This is a genomic window from Nostoc sp., from assembly GCF_036919675.1.
Classification (GTDB): Bacteria; Cyanobacteriota; Cyanobacteriia; order Cyanobacteriales; family Nostocaceae; genus Nostoc.
Genome location: NZ_JBALCP010000060.1, coordinates 111,750 through 129,381 on the forward strand (window position 1 = coordinate 111,750; position 17,632 = coordinate 129,381).

General features: G+C 42.6%; 14 protein-coding genes. 7 read left to right on the forward strand and 7 right to left on the reverse strand.

Going from position 1 to position 17,632, the window contains the following annotated elements:
• Positions 1–91: 91 nt before the first annotated feature.
• The 5 genes from V7K49_RS34655 to V7K49_RS12320 form a co-directional block, all read right to left on the reverse strand.
• The gene (locus V7K49_RS34655) at positions 92–328 is read right to left on the reverse strand and encodes an AAA family ATPase (RefSeq protein ID WP_442948664.1); all 237 of its coding nucleotides are present in this window, start codon (positions 326–328) and stop codon (positions 92–94) included.
• 149 nt (positions 329–477) lie between these two features.
• Positions 478–921, reverse strand: coding sequence for a DUF29 domain-containing protein (locus tag V7K49_RS12305; RefSeq protein ID WP_335205717.1), 444 nt, complete (start codon positions 919–921; stop codon positions 478–480).
• Positions 918–1,124, reverse strand: a complete 207-nt coding sequence (locus V7K49_RS12310; RefSeq protein WP_335205718.1) for a DUF433 domain-containing protein — start codon at positions 1,122–1,124, stop codon at positions 918–920. Before V7K49_RS12310 ends, V7K49_RS12305 begins: the two co-directional genes overlap by 4 nt.
• A gap of 13 nt (positions 1,125–1,137) precedes the next feature.
• Entirely contained in the window at positions 1,138–1,413 is a 276-nt protein-coding gene (locus V7K49_RS12315; RefSeq protein WP_335205719.1) for a LapA family protein, read from the reverse strand.
• A 160-nt stretch (positions 1,414–1,573) separates the two neighbouring features.
• Positions 1,574–2,995, reverse strand: coding sequence for a phosphoglucomutase/phosphomannomutase family protein (locus V7K49_RS12320; RefSeq protein ID WP_335205720.1), 1,422 nt, complete (start codon positions 2,993–2,995; stop codon positions 1,574–1,576).
• Positions 2,996–3,141: 146 nt separating this feature from the next.
• Between V7K49_RS12320 and V7K49_RS12325 the strand changes: the two genes are divergently transcribed.
• From V7K49_RS12325 to V7K49_RS12335, 3 genes are all read left to right on the forward strand, one after another.
• The gene (locus V7K49_RS12325) at positions 3,142–3,996 is read left to right on the forward strand and encodes a PD-(D/E)XK nuclease family protein (RefSeq protein ID WP_335205721.1); all 855 of its coding nucleotides are present in this window, start codon (positions 3,142–3,144) and stop codon (positions 3,994–3,996) included.
• 100 nt (positions 3,997–4,096) lie between these two features.
• Positions 4,097–5,530 carry a papain fold toxin domain-containing protein gene (locus tag V7K49_RS12330; RefSeq protein WP_335205722.1) on the forward strand — a complete coding sequence of 478 codons (1,434 nt, stop codon included), beginning with the start codon at positions 4,097–4,099 and terminating at the stop codon, positions 5,528–5,530.
• Between the two features lie 21 nt (positions 5,531–5,551).
• A complete protein-coding gene (locus tag V7K49_RS12335) occupies positions 5,552–6,259 on the forward strand; it encodes a hypothetical protein (protein WP_334867477.1) in 708 nt (235 codons plus the stop codon).
• A gap of 67 nt (positions 6,260–6,326) precedes the next feature.
• Here V7K49_RS12335 and V7K49_RS12340 read toward each other — a convergent pair whose 3' ends face one another.
• A complete protein-coding gene (locus V7K49_RS12340; RefSeq protein WP_334867475.1) occupies positions 6,327–8,006 on the reverse strand; it encodes a transglutaminase family protein in 1,680 nt (559 codons plus the stop codon).
• A gap of 492 nt (positions 8,007–8,498) precedes the next feature.
• Between V7K49_RS12340 and V7K49_RS12345 the strand changes: the two genes are divergently transcribed.
• Together V7K49_RS12345 and recF are read left to right on the forward strand one after the other, a co-directional pair.
• Positions 8,499–11,357, forward strand: coding sequence for a cation-translocating P-type ATPase (locus tag V7K49_RS12345; RefSeq protein WP_335205723.1), 2,859 nt, complete (start codon positions 8,499–8,501; stop codon positions 11,355–11,357).
• Positions 11,358–11,498: 141 nt separating this feature from the next.
• On the forward strand, positions 11,499–12,620 hold the full coding sequence (recF, locus tag V7K49_RS12350; RefSeq protein WP_335205724.1) for a DNA replication/repair protein RecF: 1,122 nt from the start codon (positions 11,499–11,501) through the stop codon (positions 12,618–12,620).
• 744 nt (positions 12,621–13,364) lie between these two features.
• Here the strand turns inward: recF and V7K49_RS12355 are convergent.
• Positions 13,365–13,823: an MgtC/SapB family protein gene (locus tag V7K49_RS12355; protein WP_335205725.1), complete on the reverse strand. Its 459-nt coding sequence runs from the start codon at positions 13,821–13,823 to the stop codon at positions 13,365–13,367.
• A 759-nt stretch (positions 13,824–14,582) separates the two neighbouring features.
• Between V7K49_RS12355 and V7K49_RS12360 the strand changes: the two genes are divergently transcribed.
• Positions 14,583–16,955: a putative PEP-binding protein gene (locus tag V7K49_RS12360; RefSeq protein WP_335205726.1), complete on the forward strand. Its 2,373-nt coding sequence runs from the start codon at positions 14,583–14,585 to the stop codon at positions 16,953–16,955.
• 370 nt (positions 16,956–17,325) lie between these two features.
• Positions 17,326–17,610 (forward strand): hypothetical protein, encoded by a 285-nt coding sequence (locus V7K49_RS12365; RefSeq protein WP_335205727.1) that lies wholly within the window; start codon positions 17,326–17,328, stop codon positions 17,608–17,610.
• Positions 17,611–17,632 lie beyond the last annotated feature (22 nt).

A 17,632-nucleotide genomic window follows, 5' to 3' on the forward strand; every position in this document is an offset into this window, starting at 1 on the left:
TAGTAACTAATTCTGTATAACTTAATATTTTGCCATATGTTTCAAAATCAATATTTACATAACTAAAGTCTTTAGAAGCTTTTATATAATCCTACTTGCCAATTTTGAAAAACTGATTTTTTTCTACTTCCTGTAATTTCCCATATTTACTTCTTTTTAGTTCGATAAGTCCATCAACTATAAATGACAATAATAAGGTTTTACCCACACCATTTTTACCAAGAAATATTAAGGGAGGGATTACAGAGGAATTATTATCGAATTCTAAATTTAAGCTTATATTATCTATGGGTCTGTAATTCTGAATCTGTAAATTTTTAATATACATCTAAGCTGTCACTCACTTTTTATGATTTTAGTTGGAATTGCCAATTAACCCTATACCAGCATTGAAAGCTAGCACTAAAACTGCCTTCACCCACATGGACAGGAATATCAAAATCTTGTCCGTCGATTCGCACTTTCCCTAAATAAATATCAAATATCGCTTGCTTGCGGTAGCCAGTCTTCATCTAACACTAATTCTAAAGAATATGGGCACTCTTCTGGAAACACGGATACAATTATCCCCGTTTGCTTGGCTGCTTGGCGACGCGCCCTTTGATAGCTTTCCTCAAGTTGCTCTGTAGGATAACTCTTAAGACTAGGACTATCAAGTATGGCTAACTCAATTTGGGTACGAAAATCAGTAATAGAATCCAACCAACTATCTGAGCGACGCTGAGGTTGATATTGCCACTTGAGTAGATGCAACAGTAGGCGAGTTAGTTGACTAGCAATACCTCGTCGTTCACTTTTGCCCAAACTTTCAACCTCTTCAATCAGATGTTCCACATCAATTTCATCCCAGCGATGCGATCGCAATAGTTGGGTTGTTTGTTCAATCCACAAATTAAAATCTGCTGTATAAGTTCCACTCATAGCCGTTCTTGATCAGCCCCATAGCTTAGGCAAACCAAAATATCCTTTTGTGTCAAATAAGGAAAGTCATCAAGCACTTCTTCGGAGGTCATGCCAGAAGCAAGATAAGATAAAACATCGTATACAGTAATTCGCATTCCTCGAATACAAGTCTTACCTCCTCGTTTTCCTGGTTCGATCGTAATAATGTTTTGGTACTGCATAGCTATTCAAGCCTCAAAAATCTTCATCATCAACAAAAAATTCGGCATCGTCTTCCAATCGAGAATTACGCTGGCCAAAACTAGCAAGTCCCCAGAGAGGTTGCAGCAGTGCCATGCCAATTAACCCTATACCGGCACTGAAAGCTAGCACTAAACCCATTGGTATCTGAATCGATTGGAATGTTAAGAATTTTAACGATACGGGTGTGGCATTTTGGACTGAAATAATTGCGATCGCTATTACCCAAACAGCTACAACTAGAGATGTAAAAAAAGGAGCAATTTTCATACTTTGATAAAAGAGACGCGATTAATCGCGTCTGTACAGGAGTTAGGAGTGAGGAGTTATTAATTCACATTTTGCTCGAAGTTATAAATTAGGAGTTAAGAATTGCTAATTTACAACTCTTAACTCCTAACTCATAACTCTGACTTCTAACTCTGATTGATTAAACTACTGCTTCTAATTTAGCAATGACACTCTCTAACTCTTGGGCGATTTGGGTGAGTTTTTCGGGAGTGTTGGTTTCTAGGTAGACGCGCACCAGTGGTTCTGTACCGGAAGGACGCAGTAAAACCCAACTACCTTCTTCTAAATACAGCTTAATACCGTCTTTACGCCCGACTTCCTTGACTTTAATTCCTGCTACCTCTGTAGGTGGATTTTTAGTAAAGGAGTCGATGACGGCGGTTTTGTGCCCCTCTGTGAGGTGCAAATCAAGACGGTTGTTGTAAAGTGGGCCATCGGCTTCAGCAATCGCTTCTTTGACAAGTTGACTCAAAGGTTTGCCTTCGTAGGCGATCGCTTCTGCCACCAGCATATCGGCTAAAACCCCGTCTTTTTCGGGAATATGCCCGATAATACTCAAACCGCCTGATTCTTCTCCACCAATTAATACAGCAGTTTCCCGCATTTTTTCGCCGATGTATTTAAAACCTACTGGTGTCTCATAAATTTGCAGCCCATTCTTAGCAGCAAAATTATCCAGCAGGTGAGTTGTCGCCACAGTGCGGACGATAGCGCCAGTTTTTCCTTTGTTTTTGATTAAATGACGTGCTAGAACTAGCAGCACAGTATTAGGAGTGAGGACAGTTCCTTGTTCATCAACGATACCAAAGCGATCGCTATCTCCATCCGTCGCCAAGCCCAAATCAGCTTGATCGCGAAGTACTGCTTCCACTAACTCTACTAATTGTTCTCCTTTGGGTTCTGGCATTCCACCGCCAAATAAAACATCCCTCCAATCGTGGAAACTTTCTAACTGAACGCCACTATGTTGCAAAACTTCATCTAAATAGCCGCGAGAGGTAGAATAGAGCGCATCGTACTTTACCTTTAAATTAGCGCTTTTAATCCGTTCTACATCAAGTAGGGTGTAGATAAATTGCAGGTAATCTGGTTTGGGATCGAAAATAGAAATTGAACCCGATGGGTTGCTCCCAGGCAACTCATCCGATGCACTTTCGATATTTGCGACAATAGTATCAGTAATCTCTGGAGTGGCAGGCCCAGCATAATCGGGTATATATTTAATTCCACAGTAGGGTGCTGGATTATGGCTAGCAGTAAACATCAACGCCCCTGCGGAATTTAGGTGGCGGGCGTTGTAGGCAATTACTGGTGTAGGGCAATCCCGATCAGTAATTTTGACAGTCCAACCCAAGTCTGCCAGGACTTGGGCCGCTGTTTGGGCAAACTCGTCAGCTAAAAAGCGAGTATCGTAGGCAATAAGTACTGGTCTATCTTTTGTGTAGGCTGTTTCTAAGTAAGTGGCGATTGCCCTTGTTACTTTCCGCACATTGGGAAAAGTAAAGTCATCGGCAATAATCCCTCGCCATCCATCGGTGCCAAATTTTATCTTGCTGGACATTTTTGCCACTTGCTCCTGTACATTATCAGTACTATTAAAGCTTCCCGCAAAGCGTGTGTAGCAGCAAGTATTCTCCGAAGTTCTTTTCTAAGGAAGCCTTAGGTTAAACTTCTCCCCATCGTATTTTCTCTCACTGTTTCTGAGCAATGTCAACCCCCGATCGACCTTTTGCCAGTTATCACCTTTGGTCTCTAGTTGCCCCAGCAACCGGGCAAGAACGCTGGCATTGCCAGATGAGACGGGGGTTTATCAAAGCACGGCAACACGAACCACAGGTCAAAGCGCTGTTAGCGCAAGCCACCGCACCCCAGCGGATTGGGATACTCGCCCAAAAAGGTGTTTATGAGTTTCATCATCACAGGCATCTGTTGAAGCAAGCAGATGGTGTAGAAAGAGTTGCACAGTTACTGAAATTAGGCAACTCAAGCAATCAAGTCCAGCAACGCGTCCTGCAAATTTTAAAAAAATATCACGATGCTCCGTTGCTTTTGGATAAAGATATTATCCAATTAACTCCGGGCGATGAAGGCTTTCCTAAACCGATAGTAATTGAACAAGAAGATTATTGCTTTCGCTTATATGCGGCTATGGACTGCGTTTTCATTGAATCTGATCGCACTTTACATATTTTAGATTTCAAAACTGGGAAGTCGGCTTTTGACCGACGACAGGCATTAGTTTATTTATTAGCTGCTCGTTATCTTTATCCAGGACGGGAAGCGGTTGCATCATTTTATAATTTAGAAATATCTAAAAAGTCAGAGTTAATTAGCATCAATAATAGTGAATTAGAATCCTTAAAATTCGAGTTAGCTAATGTTGCCCACAAGCACCAGCACGATTTGCAAAAGTATCAGGAAGAGACTACTAATTTCAGTAAAATTTTCCCTCCCAATCCTGGCTCTCACTGCCGCTTTTGCCCATTTAACTCAATCTGTGATTTTGCAGATTTTAAGCAGCCTCAATCATATCCCCTGCCCAGTTTAAGAGTTAATAGCTAATTGTTTTACCTCTTTATCTTGGTTCAATCTTCAAAAAATAGCTGCTAAGTTATCGTACTTTTACTATTCTCGCTTATCACTCCTATCAGACAACCTAGATATGAACTACACCGATTTTTTTTTGGGTTGTCAGGGGTTAAGACTAATGCGATTAATGATAAATAAATTTGTTTCTAAATCAGTTGGAATTTGGACTTTTCTTTTACTTTTAATATTTAAAGGGATTTTACCTCAACCTGCCTATGCATTGCTGTCGTCTCTAGATGCTTGTGCTGTTCAACCTGAATGTGCTGCGGCTATAGGCTTGGAATTATCTCCTACTATTGCTGCCCCTACTGCGGAGGCTGCCGGAACAACAGCAATTAGCACAACTACAGCTACAGGAGCTACTACTTCTTCTGTGGAAGCTGTTGCTGGGACTACAGTTGTTGGGGATATGCGCCTACCTGGCGTTGCGGCTTATTATATTTGGAACAAGGGTCAAAATCAGAAGGCTCAGGAAAAGGCTAAGGAAAGGTATTGTGAGTCTCACGCTGATATTGTTGCTTGTGGTGGGAAAGGTGGCCCCACAGGTACTGCTTGGTTTCCTAATACAATAACTTTTACTCAGCAGTCTGATGGGAGCTATTATCTTTATGGAAAGTGGATAACTCCTAACTGTACTGCCTCTCCTAATTATGCTTCTGGTTTAGGGTACTTTACTAACCCATATCTTTTACTTGTTGACTTCTCTCCCGTTCCAGGATGTGTTGGTCAGGTTGCTATTGAAGGTGATCCAACCCAGTGGAAGAATTGGAGCCAATATTTACGGAATCAAGCTGTTAATTCCCTGACATCCTCTGATTGGCAAGGTTTAATTAGTTCAATGCCAGCAGGAGGCATATTAAATCCTGGAGATAAGATTCATGCTCCTACAATTGTAATTCCAGGGCAAGAGACAGACGACCCTAATACGCCCGCAGATGAGCGTTTGTTGAGAAAGGAGTCTGGATTTTTTACTTTTCCTGGAATTCCTGATTTTGATAAAGATGGCATTCCAGATTCAATTGACTTAGACAATGATAATGACGGAATAGTAAATACGAATGATCCAGAACCGTACAATCCTAATGTTCCATTCGCAAGCAGTGCGCCCGATCAGTCAGGAAAAGTTACTCCTGAAGTTCTTCAAGACATCCGCGATATTATAAACAGCTACAAACCAGATGAAAATTTAAAATGTGTTGAATGCGCTGATCAAATAGAGGCTTACTTGAAAGAGCAAAGTATTCATGGAAGGCGTGTCACACTTGATACGACAAGACAAGTCAGAGAGGATGATTTTATTATGGATGATAGTCTTCCAGCAAGCTCAGATGCTATCTCAATTAATGGTCATCATGAAGGCATTGCGATTAGAATCAATGGAGAAGAGATAGTTTTTGATAACCACCACCCTGATGGGGTTCCAGCACAGCAGTGGATGAATAATCTCACATTTTATAGTAAAGAATATAGCGGAGCAAGTTTTCGACAATCAGGATACTTATTCTAAATTTAAGCGTAGGTAATCAATATGAGTAATTTTTTTAGACTTCTTCAAGAGATTAAAGATAATCCGGTTATGTACATAGACAAACCATCAATTACTTGTCTTTATTCATTATTGAATGGTTATTTAAGTAGTTTAAGCCACTTAGGATTTACTCAAGAAGGCTATGTAACCGAGGGATTTAACGAGTGGATGCAAGAAAGAGCCAAAACTAAAGTTTCACAATCATGGGCTGGGATAATTTTGTTTATTTGTGGTAGTGAGAGAAATGCTTTCTATAGCTTTTTTGAACTATTTGAAAAGTTCCTAAAACAGAAAGATGATTCAAAAATTCCAGAAAATGAAGACGTTTTAAGGCTTCGTCAGGATTTGAGGTTTCGTCAGTTTGATATTTATAACGAGATTTTAAAGGGCATAAAGAAGAGACCAGGTATGTTCTTAGGTACTAGCTCAATTACTAAGCTTGATATGGTTTTGCGGGGATATAGTCTGGCTCGAAGAGAAGTTGGCGTACCTCCAACTGAGCCAGAAAGAGAATTTGAAGGTTTTCAATCATGGGTTCAAGAAAAATATGGAATTAAGTCAGGTCAGTCATGGTCTAAAATAATTCTTTTCTATTCTGTAGATGAGCATGAAGCACTACAGAAATTTTTTGAATTGTTTGAAGAATACTTGAATAGTAACAAGAGTTCAGAAGTAGATGAAAATAGTAGGTTAAGCAGAGAGGATTAAGGTGCGTTAGCCTACGGCATAACACACCCTACTCACTTTCTTAGGGTTCTTTTTCCAATACCCAAATTCAAAAGGGCGGTAATTCTTTAAGAATTGTGAACCGAATATGATTTATCGCCAAATCACCAATGGGGATATCTTCTTTGGTTAGGCGCGCACCTTTGCTTGTCACAGTTTCAAAGGTGATGCCTTTGCCAATTTCAATGTGATACCAGCATAAGCCCATAAAAAAGCGCGTCGGATAAGGCCCACCTTCAGCCACATCGTCAGGATTTGATTCCATTGGCAACCAGCCAAAATTCGGGACGTAGAACTCCAGCCAAACATGATTAAAGTCGGGTTGTAGCGGCACACCTTGTAAGTCACTATGGGGAGGACATTTATACCTACCTACAGTCCGACAAGGGATGCCATTTAAACGGGATAGGGCAAGTAAGACGCCGACATATTCGCCACAGGAACCAACGCCCCGTTCTAAAACTGTATCTGGCGCGTCAATGTAAGGTTTAATACCGTAAGATAATTGATCATAGACGTAGTTGCGGATGCTGTGCATTTTCCGCAGCACATTGGTTTCAGAACCAATAGCTTCTCTGGCGGCACGGCGAACAATGGTAGTATCCATTGCTAAATCGTCGTCATCCACTAGGTAGCGTGTTTGTAATTCTGGGGACACTTTTGGTATATCTTCCACATCTCTGGGTGTGATGCGATACTTAATCCCTCGAACTTCCAAAAGGGCTTTCCAGCCAAATACATGCCGTTCTCCTGGAGTAAGAGAATCAAATTTAAAGACTGCTACACGTTGCCCCTCTACCACATCTTCGGTAAAGGGTATACCAATGGGTTCAACGTGTTTCACCTTTTGACGCTCAGTTTCCGAGGGTAGGGCGATGCGCCATTCCACATCAGGTAAATAAACCTCGTCTAAGGGTGCAATTTCCTCAGCATACGACATTTCAATCAGATAGCCATTAGAGAGGGCGTAACGCTTATCTGGCTGGTAATCATAATACAGGGGATGAATAAAAGTGCGATCGCGGAACGTTAGCTCATGACTCGGATCAGCATTTGGGTTGTCCCGGATATAAGGCTCCTCTGAGGCGTAAGCGACATAAATACTTTCTTTGCCTGTTTCGCCATTTTTATGGATTGCGATGCCTGTGGGAGATTCAAAGGGTGTCAGGACACTGAATTGAAGTTCTCCCGTTGCCCTGTCCATCGCGTAAACTGATTGTTCGGTGCGATCGCAAATCCACAGCATTTCCTGACTCACTGCTAAATTCTCTATCCCAACTCCAGGGGCATAAAATCTGGTAATTTCTTTTCGCGTTTGGCGGTCAAAAATCAGAATGTAGCCTAGTCTTTGGCAGCTGACATAAACTGTTGTTTCCCAAACAGCAACGCCATCAGCCTCATAAGGCAATGTCACAAAATGTTCTAGATCCAAAGCATTGAGCTTGCACAAGTAAACACTATTTTCTCGGCTCACCCAGAGGGTATCTTCCCACGCCGCCAGACCAGTGACATCGGTAAATTCTTTAACTTGATGGGGATTGAGAATTTTGCTGTTGTCAGAGGTGGGATCAATCTCCAGTAGATGCCCTTTAATACTGTCAATGGCAATCAGTCTGTCTTTAATGAAAGTAATGCCACACAGGGTAGCAGCAGTAAGCGGTCGAATTGTTTTTTGCCCAAACATCTGGCTTGCGGTCACAGTGGGGGGTGTGAAACTAATATTAAGCATATTTATTGAATGATTTAGCACGCCGAAGCAATTCAAAATTAAAAATTCGGCTGGAAAAGTTTGCTAGCTGAGGAAACCTTACTAGCACACCAGTTCGCTTGAGCGGGGGTAAATACGCAAGCGATTGGCTCAACTTTGGGCAAAATTCAAAATGTTCGCATAGCGGATCGTAGAGAAGAAATGCAATCGTGCCATGCACTTTGGCTATTGAGCAGATGTAAATTAAAAATGGCAGCCTCAAATTAATTGTGGCATATGCTATGTAACAAAGCTTCCAAGCTCTATTACTCATAATTATCGGTACAAAGTTTTCCGAAAAACTCTTTCGTGAGAAATAATACTATCTGAAAAAAGAAGAAATTTACAAATGTTTAAGAATTACAGATCCACTCATGCAACTGGGCGATCGCCTTAATGTAACTTTAGAAGATGGAATTCCTGCCATCACTAAATTATGATCGAATTTTGTAACCATTTCCTGTGACCTACACGATGTCTGCTAATTCTCTGCCTGAAGGTGCCGCCGTTTGGCATAGTTTAGAAGTTAATAAAGCGCTAGACCTGCTCGATAGTAACGCAGACAGTGGCTTAACATCCCAAGATATTCAACAGAGGTTGCAACAATACGGCCCCAACGAATTAGAAGAAACTGCTGGCCGTAGTGCTTGGGAAATTCTGCTGGATCAGTTCAAGAACATTATGTTGTTGATGCTGATTGGCGTAGCTCTGATTTCTGGGTTTTTAGACCTGATGCGTTTGCAGTCGGGCAATTTGAAGCCTGGTGAAGTGCCATTTAAAGATACGATCGCTATTTTAGCAATTGTCATCCTCAATGGCATACTCGGCTACGTCCAAGAAAGCCGTGCCGAAAAAGCCCTGGCAGCCTTGAAAAAAATGACCTCTCCCTTAGTGCGGGTCTTCCGCGACGCTAGACTGGTGGAGATAGCAGCTAAGGAACTAGTGCCAGGGGATGTAATGCAGCTGGAAGCTGGGATGCAGATAGCCGCAGATGGACGCTTGATAGAAGAGTCTAATTTACAAGTACGTGAGTCGGCATTGACTGGTGAAGCCGAAGCGGTGAATAAACAGGCAACATTAAAATTGCCCGAAGAAACAGATTTAGGCGATCGCCTAAATATTGTCTTTCAAGGAACTGAAGTAGTCCAAGGACGAGGCAAGGTTCTGGTGACTAACACCGGAATGACAACAGAACTAGGCAAAATTGCCACGATGTTGCAGTCGGTGGAAAGTGAACCTACACCGTTACAGCAGCGGATGACTCAACTGGGCAACGTCCTGGTTACAGGTTCTTTGATTCTCGTGGCGATCGTCGTCGCTGGCGGTGTGATCCAGGACGGAGGTTTTAAAAACATCCAAGAACTCTTGGAAGTTTCCTTGAGTATGGCTGTTGCTGTAGTGCCAGAAGGTTTACCTGCCGTAATTACCGTTACCTTGGCACTGGGAACTCAGCGAATGGTGCGCCAGAATGCCTTAATTCGCAAATTGCCAGCAGTGGAAACATTGGGTTCTGTAACTACCATCTGTTCTGATAAAACCGGTACCCTGACTCAAAATAAAATGGTGGTGCAATCGGTTTCCACTAACGACAAAACCTTTCGCGTCACTGGAGAAGGTTATGCTCCCATAGGGGATTTCCAGTTAGATGGTCAAAAAATTTCCCCAGAGGAGTCGCCAGAAATCTCAGCGTTATCAGTCGTCTGTGCCGTTTGTAATGATTCGGTGTTGCAAAAAGAACAAGGGGAATGGGCGATTTTGGGAGATCCGACAGAGGGGGCATTGTTAACACTGGCGGGAAAAGTGGGAATTGAAAAAGACCAGTGGAGCAGTAAATTAACTCGCGTTGCGGAGTTTCCCTTTTCCTCGGAACGCAAGCGGATGAGCGTGATTTCTCAGGTGCAGGAAGTTGCCACAGGTGAAGCGTCTTCGAGAGGTGTTGACCCAGCCATCGCTGGTTTTCTCCAATCTGAACCTTACTTAATGTTTACCAAAGGTTCTCCAGAGTTAACCTTGGGACGTTCCACTCAGATTCATTTGGGCAATCATACAGCCCCCTTGACCGAAAAACAACGCCAGAAAATTTTGGTAGAAAATGACCAAATGGCGAGTAAAGGTTTGCGGGTGCTAGGTTTTGCCTACAAACCCCTGGCACAGATCCCACCGGAAGGTTCAGATGAAGTATTTGAGCAAGACTTGGTGTGGCTAGGATTAGTGGGAATGCTAGATGCGCCACGCCCAGAGGTGAGGTTAGCAGTCCAAGAGTGTCGGGACGCAGGCATTCGCCCAGTGATGATCACTGGTGACCACCAGTTAACAGCACGAGCGATCGCTACCGATTTGGGAATAGCCCAAGAAAGTGATCGCCTCCTCACAGGTCAAGAGTTGCAGCGAATGACTGACCAGGAATTAGAGCAAAATGTTGACCTGGTAAGCATCTATGCTAGGGTTTCTCCAGAACACAAACTGCGAATTGTTCAAGCATTGCAACGCCGGGGCCGATTTGTAGCAATGACAGGCGATGGTGTCAACGATGCTCCAGCCCTCAAACAAGCTGACATCGGTATTGCAATGGGCATCACTGGCACTGATGTCAGCAAAGAAGCCAGCGACATGGTGTTACTTGATGACAACTTCGCCACCATTGTCAGCGCCACCAGGGAAGGCAGAGTTGTTTACACCAATATCCGCCGCTTTATTAAATACATCCTCGGCAGTAACATTGGCGAAGTTCTCACAATTGCAGCTGCACCCTTAATTGGTTTGGGAGGCGTTCCCCTTACTCCCTTACAAATTCTGTGGATGAACTTGGTAACAGACGGTTTACCAGCCTTGGCATTAGCTGTGGAACCTCCAGAACCGGATGTGATGCAACGTCCACCTTTTAGTCCCCGCGAAAGTATTTTCGCTAGGGGATTGGGTTCTTACATAATTCGCATTGGTATAATATTTGCCATTATCACCATTGCCTTGATGTGGTGGGCTTATCAACATACCCATGCTGCTGGGTATCAGGGCGATCGCGATACTTGGAAGACAATGGTATTTACTACCTTGTGTATCGCCCAAATGGGTCATGCGATCGCTATTCGCTCCAACAACCGATTGACTATTGAGATGAATCCCTTTTCCAATATATTTGTACTAGCGGCTGTTGTTGTAACCACGATTTTGCAACTGATGCTAGTTTACGTCCCGCCCCTGCGAGATTTCTTTGGTACTCACTACCTGAATATGCAGGAATTAGGGGTTTGTATTGGCTTCAGCGCCTTAATGTTTGTGTGGATTGAATTGGAGAAGATATTTTTGCGGATTATGGGCAAGAAGGCTGTCTAAAAAAGAGATTTTAGATTTTAGATTTATCTTTAATCCAAAATCTAAAATCGTTCGACTGAGCGACTTGTACTGAGCGACTCGCCCTGAGCGTAGCCGAAAGGAGTCGAGGTAAGCCGAAGTCCAAAATCCAAAATCGCACTTATGTACCTCAAAACTCTAAACCTCCGACAATTTCGCAATTACCAAGACCAAAAGGTTGAGTTTAATGCTGCCAAAACAATTTTGGTAGGTAATAACGCTCAGGGAAAGTCGAATTTGTTGGAGGCGGTGGAGTTGCTGGCGACATTGCGATCGCACCGAATGACCCGCGATCGCGATTTAGTTCAAGAAGGGGAAGCTATAGCTCAAATTAATGCTACTCTTGAGCGACAAACAGGTGTGAGTGACCTTACCTTAACCTTACGCCGCAACGGTCGCCGTAGCGTTGCTCTCAATGGTGAATCTATCCGCCGTCAAATGGATTTTCTCGGCGTTCTGAATGCAGTCCAATTTTCCAGCCTGGATTTAGAACTAGTACGCGGCGGCCCAGAAGGTCGCCGCAACTGGTTAGATACACTCTTAATTCAACTCGAACCAGTTTATGCTCACATTTTGCAGCAGTATAATCATGTGTTACGCCAGCGCAATGCTTTTTTAAAAAAAACTCAAGACTCAGCACCTAGCAATCAGGATTCAGAACTGGCGGTATGGGATGCACAGTTAGCCACCACAGGGACACGGGTAATTAGACGACGTGATCGCGCTATACAAAGATTAGCTCCCATTGCTAGTGCTTGCCACGCCAGTATCAGCGGTAGTACAGAAGTTTTACAAATCAAGTATGTGCCTAATATTCCTTTAGAGGATAACCATCCAGAAGAAGTGCAGCAAGCTTTTTTAGCAAAAATTCAGCAGCGAGCGATCGCTGAAATGCACCAAGGCACTACTCTCGTCGGCCCCCATCGAGACGAAGTAGAATTAACTATTAATCAGACACCCGCTCGTCAATACGGTTCTCAAGGTCAACAACGAACGCTGGTTCTAGCCTTAAAATTAGCAGAATTACAATTAATTGAAGAAGTCGTCAAAGAGCCACCGCTGCTATTACTTGATGATGTTCTTGCCGAACTCGATCTGTCCCGCCAAAATCAATTGCTTGATGCTATTCAAGACCGCTTTCAGACGCTGATTACTACCACTCATTTGGGTTCTTTTGATTCCCAGTGGTTGAAGTCCTCCCAAATTCTTTTTGTGAAAGCAGGAGAAATAATCCCACAGGTCTAATAATTCTGGTTGAAAACCTGTTATGCAAATTCATCTTTTTACTCAGCAACACCAAATTATTTAATATTCTAAAATCTAATAACTACAGATTCAAGAAGATTCATCGTTGCACTTCAGCTTAATACAAACAATCCTTACTTAGCTCGTATTTCTCACAAGTTAGGCGTTGGCAAGTCTCATAACCTTTATCTATAGCGATTCTCAATTGCATGAAATCCAGACCTAACAAGAACAGCCCCAACCCTTGTAGCGTTGAGGAGTAAGCCTCAAAGCCTCTGATGCCACGTGCTTCTCCCTTAGCGCTAGCCTCTCCCTTTGGGCTACGGTGTACACATAAGTCGTATCACCCCCCTTAATCCCCCCTTATAAAGGGGGGAAATGAGATTTCCGGTTCCCTCCCCTTCACAAGCTACGGTGTACACACAAGTTAAATTACCCCCTCAATCCCCCCAATACATCGGGGGGAAGCCGGAAATCCAGTTCCCTCCCCAATACATCGGGGAGGGTTAGGGTGGGGTAAAACCTGTCTTCTTCAGCTATTTTCAGACTTATGTGTACACCGTAGCCCTTTGGGAGAAGGGGAGACGCGCAAGGGACAAGTCGGCAGAGCGCAAGGGCGCAGTGGCTCCTCTTTTTAGGAGAGAGGAATGGAAGTGAGGTCAGACTGTAATGCATCCAAACGAGAACCGCTATAGTCTATATTTTGGGCGTTTTTGACTGATATAAGACTTAGACATTGATAGACTATGGATGTTTTTCTAACCTTTTAAAAACTTTGAGAACCAGAAAAGTCAGCAGAGCACCAATTAATCCTAACTGCCACAAACCACAGCCAGCAGCAATTCCCAAAGCAGCCGAAACCCAAATAGCCGCTGCTGAGGTGAGTCCGTGAATTTCAGGTTGCTGTGATTTTTGGGAAGATTGGCGGACAATTTCTCCAGCACCAAGAAATCCTACACCGGCTGCAATCCCTTGAATCACGCGGCTGAGTGCATCAGGACTGGACTGTGACCCACCTGTTTGGATAATTATGAGAGTAAACATGGCTGAACCTAAACTCACGAGCATATGAGTTCTTAAACCCGCTGGTTTGCGCTTAATTTGGCGTTCTAAGCCGATAATTGCTCCAATAAGTAAGGCAAGGCATAGCCTGAGGCTGATATTTAGCCAATCATTAGTTGCAAGGTAGTAAGTGTTTGGCAATGCTTAGTCTGGTATAGAGAATTTTATTTATATAATAAATATTAGTACAGCACGGCAAAAATCCAGCTACCATCTCAATTAACAAGACTTGCAGCAAAATCCCTTGTTAAAGGTAGGCAGACTTCCCTCAAACTGTATTAGGTTAATTAGTAATATTTTTACAAAAATAGTGCAAAAATATTTTATCTTTTATTGATGGGGTCTAATTCAACGGGTGTAATTTAAAAGCCTATATAATATTTGGATTCTATCAATTTAGGAATACTTTGTTAGGTGCAAATTAATATCTTCCATTGTTAATATTATTTAACAATAAGATATTATTTTTGTCAATAATAAATGAAGGTTTGCATTCTTAAATTATGACAATGATCATAATCTGGTCAACCGACATGAATTTATCAGTTTATTAAATAGGTTTTGAACTATTTAAAATGACTGAGCCATAAAATTCTACCTCAAATTGCTAGATTTAACTCATACACTCAATAATTAGATACCGCCATCTACAACTCGATCAAACAACTAAACCCCCGGTTTCAGCGAAAAGAGGCGAAATGAAGGAAAAAATTTGATTTACAAAGGAGTTGAATTACAGTAATACATTGTGTAACTAGCAATTAACCACTAATAAGATCGGCAAATTATACGTAAATGCTGGAAACTCTTGCTAGTAAGTAGTCAATGGATTTACGGCTGATAATGTACCAAGAGGGAATGGCTGTGATTACAAATAGACAACTGACACTAACAAATTGAGTGGACAAACTCTACTGGCTAGACCAAATTAAACTACAAGACCGCGCTAAAGTAGGTGACAAAGCGTTTTACTTGAGCAAAATTATCCAGCGTGGCTATCCTGTGGTGCCTGGTTTTGTCGTTTCGGCAGAATTTCTGCGACAATTTCTCGAAAATCTCAATAGTTCAGAGTCATTAGTGGCTGACTTACCCCATTCTTCGTTACACCTGGATGTCACTAATTGGCGTCAACTTCAGCAGGTGGCTGGTCGCTTGCGCCAAGAAATCCTCACTGCGACTGTGCCACAACAGTGGGTGAGTACAATTTTCCAAGCAGCTAGAGAATGGCAAACTGGCTGTTTGATTCTTCGACCTACCTTGGCAGTATCGACTGCTACCCCAGGTCTAAAGAATATATCTGGTTTGCTGGAGTCGGTGTTTTGCCAGTGCGAACCCGAAGCGATCGCTTTTGCATTAAAGCGTACCTGGAGCCAGATATTTCGTGCTAGAAGTCTACTATATTGGCAGCACTCAGGAATTAACCTGCAACAAATCAGTTTAGCAGTTTTGGTTCAACCAGTTGAGAATGCGATCGCCAGTGGCTTGCTTAGAGCCAACTCCTCTGGGTGGGAAATTGAAGCTACTTGGGGATTAGGAGTTGCGATCTCTCTTGGCGAAGTCCAGCCAGATGTTTACTACGTTCAACAGGCAACTGGGGTTGTGCTTGAGCAACATCTGGGCAATAAAATGCTGGCTTATGGTGTTGATGATCCAGCCCCTGAAGCTTTTTTGCAACCCGTGCCGAACTCAGTGTTAACGCCAGATCACACTTGTCTAAGTAGCTACGTAATTCAGTCAGCCCAACAAAAACAGTACGCTTTACAAGAAGAATACTTACAACAAATAATTGCTTTGGGAACTCAACTGGTAAGTGAACTAGGTAAAACTTTTACCATCAAATGGACTATCGCTCAACAAATTACATCTGGCAAGCTCTACATAACACAAGTTAGTTCTCCCCAATCTGTAATTCCCCACGGACACTTCATTAGGGGACTAGGGGCGGCAGGGGGACGGGTTGTGGCGAATGCCCTAGTAATTACCAATCCGCAACACAAACCTGAACAACTACCTGAGGGAGTAATTTTAGTAATACCAACGATCGCACCTGATTGGCTACCATTACTGCAACAAGTTGCTGGTATTATTACCGAACAAGGCGGATTAACCAGCCACGCTGCAATTCTTGCTAGAGAATTAAGTATCGCAGCAGTAGTGAACGCAACATCTGCTACAAGCTTAATCCAAACTGGCGAACGACTGCTGCTCGATGGCGACAGAGGAGAAGTTTATCGGATCAAAGGAAACTCAAAGGAGGAGATGGAAAGAGGTAGAGAGGAGGAAAGTGGGAGACTGAGAGGAGAAAATTTTATTTCCCCAAATCACCCCAACCCCAAAACACCCCATCTTCCTCTTACTTCTCATCTACCTATGATTGCTACCCAACTGCTGGTTAACTTGAGTCAGTCGATTTTAATAAAACAAGTGCAAAGTTTTCCTGTAGATGGGGTGGGATTGTTGCGCTCAGAATTAATGGTACTAAATATCTTGTCTGGGCAACATCCCAATAGTTGGATTTTAGGCGGGCGTCAGGCAGAATTGTTAGAGCTATGGTCTGAGCAGATTATGCAGTTTGCCCGTGCTTTTGCACCAAGACCAGTTTTTTATCGTTCTTTAGATTGGCGATCGCAGGATTTCCCTTCATTGAATGATAATTTACAATCTTCACCCCAGTCGATGTTAGGTGAACGTGGCACCTTCAGCTATTTACGAAATCCCGCAGTATTTGAGTTAGAACTGAAAGCTTTAGCGAGTGTACAGCAAGCTGGCTACAGCAATGTCAATCTACTGTTGCCTTTTGTTCGGACTGTAGAAGAGTTTGTCTTTTGCCGTCGCAAAGTTGAGCAAGCTCTTTTAACTGAGGTGTCACAGTTTCAATTGTGGATGATGGCAGAAGTGCCAAGTGTACTGTTTTTACTGCCAGAATATGTCAAAGCAGGTGCAGCTGGAATTTCTATTGGTACAAACGACCTAACCCAATTACTGCTAGGAGTGGATCGAGAACAAGGACAGTTAGCAAAAGTATTTAATGAACTTCATCCGGCAGTTATGAGGGCGATCGCTCAACTGATTCAAATGGCTAAAAGTGCTGGGATACCTTGTTCAATTTGCGGTCAAGCACCAGCCCTTTATCCAGAAATTATTGATAAGTTAGTGGAATGGGGCATAACTTCCATTTCCGTTGAACCGGAAGCAGTCGAGCGAACATATCAGGCGATCGCTCGTGCTGAACAACGCTTAATTTTAGCAGCAGCACGACGAAAACTTCATTAGTTAGGAGTAATTCAATGATTCTAGGCGTGACAGCCATCTGTTGAAGTGAGGACATGACTAACCCGATTTTCAGTGTTTATTGGCAAAAGCTCTGTAGCTTTAACCTATCAGTGATAGGAGCGCTGAGAGAGGCATTTGCACAGGTATGCCAAGCGTTTGGCAAGAGCCGGATTAACTCTAATAGTTATTAAATCTTCTACATAAATTAACTACACTAGATTAACTTACTAAAATTAGGTGTTAATATAGAAAAAAGCCTTACTAATCTAGATTAGTAAAGCTAAACAAAATTATAAAAAATGAGATAATGGTAGCACAAATCAAGTCTCCTAAAAAGCCCAACTCAAACACGAGTAAACTGGTTACACACATGAAACAGTATCCAGAAAGGCGATCCACGGCTAAACAGTTAGCCCTAGAGACAGGGCTTCCTGAACAGACAGCTAATAATGCCTTCACGCTTAAAAATATTTGCCGCGATAATAGTGGTTTGTTTTACTATCCTAATAATGGGGTTGCCCAAGAGCAGACGGTTAAAGACCCGAAAAATGATGATTTAAGGCAAAAAATAGAGAAAAAGATTCAGGAACTAGAGACACAGATTGCTTTGAATGTGAAACAAATCGAATCTTTTAAGAGTATACTTAATCAATAATGCCAAGCAAATATAGCTCGGA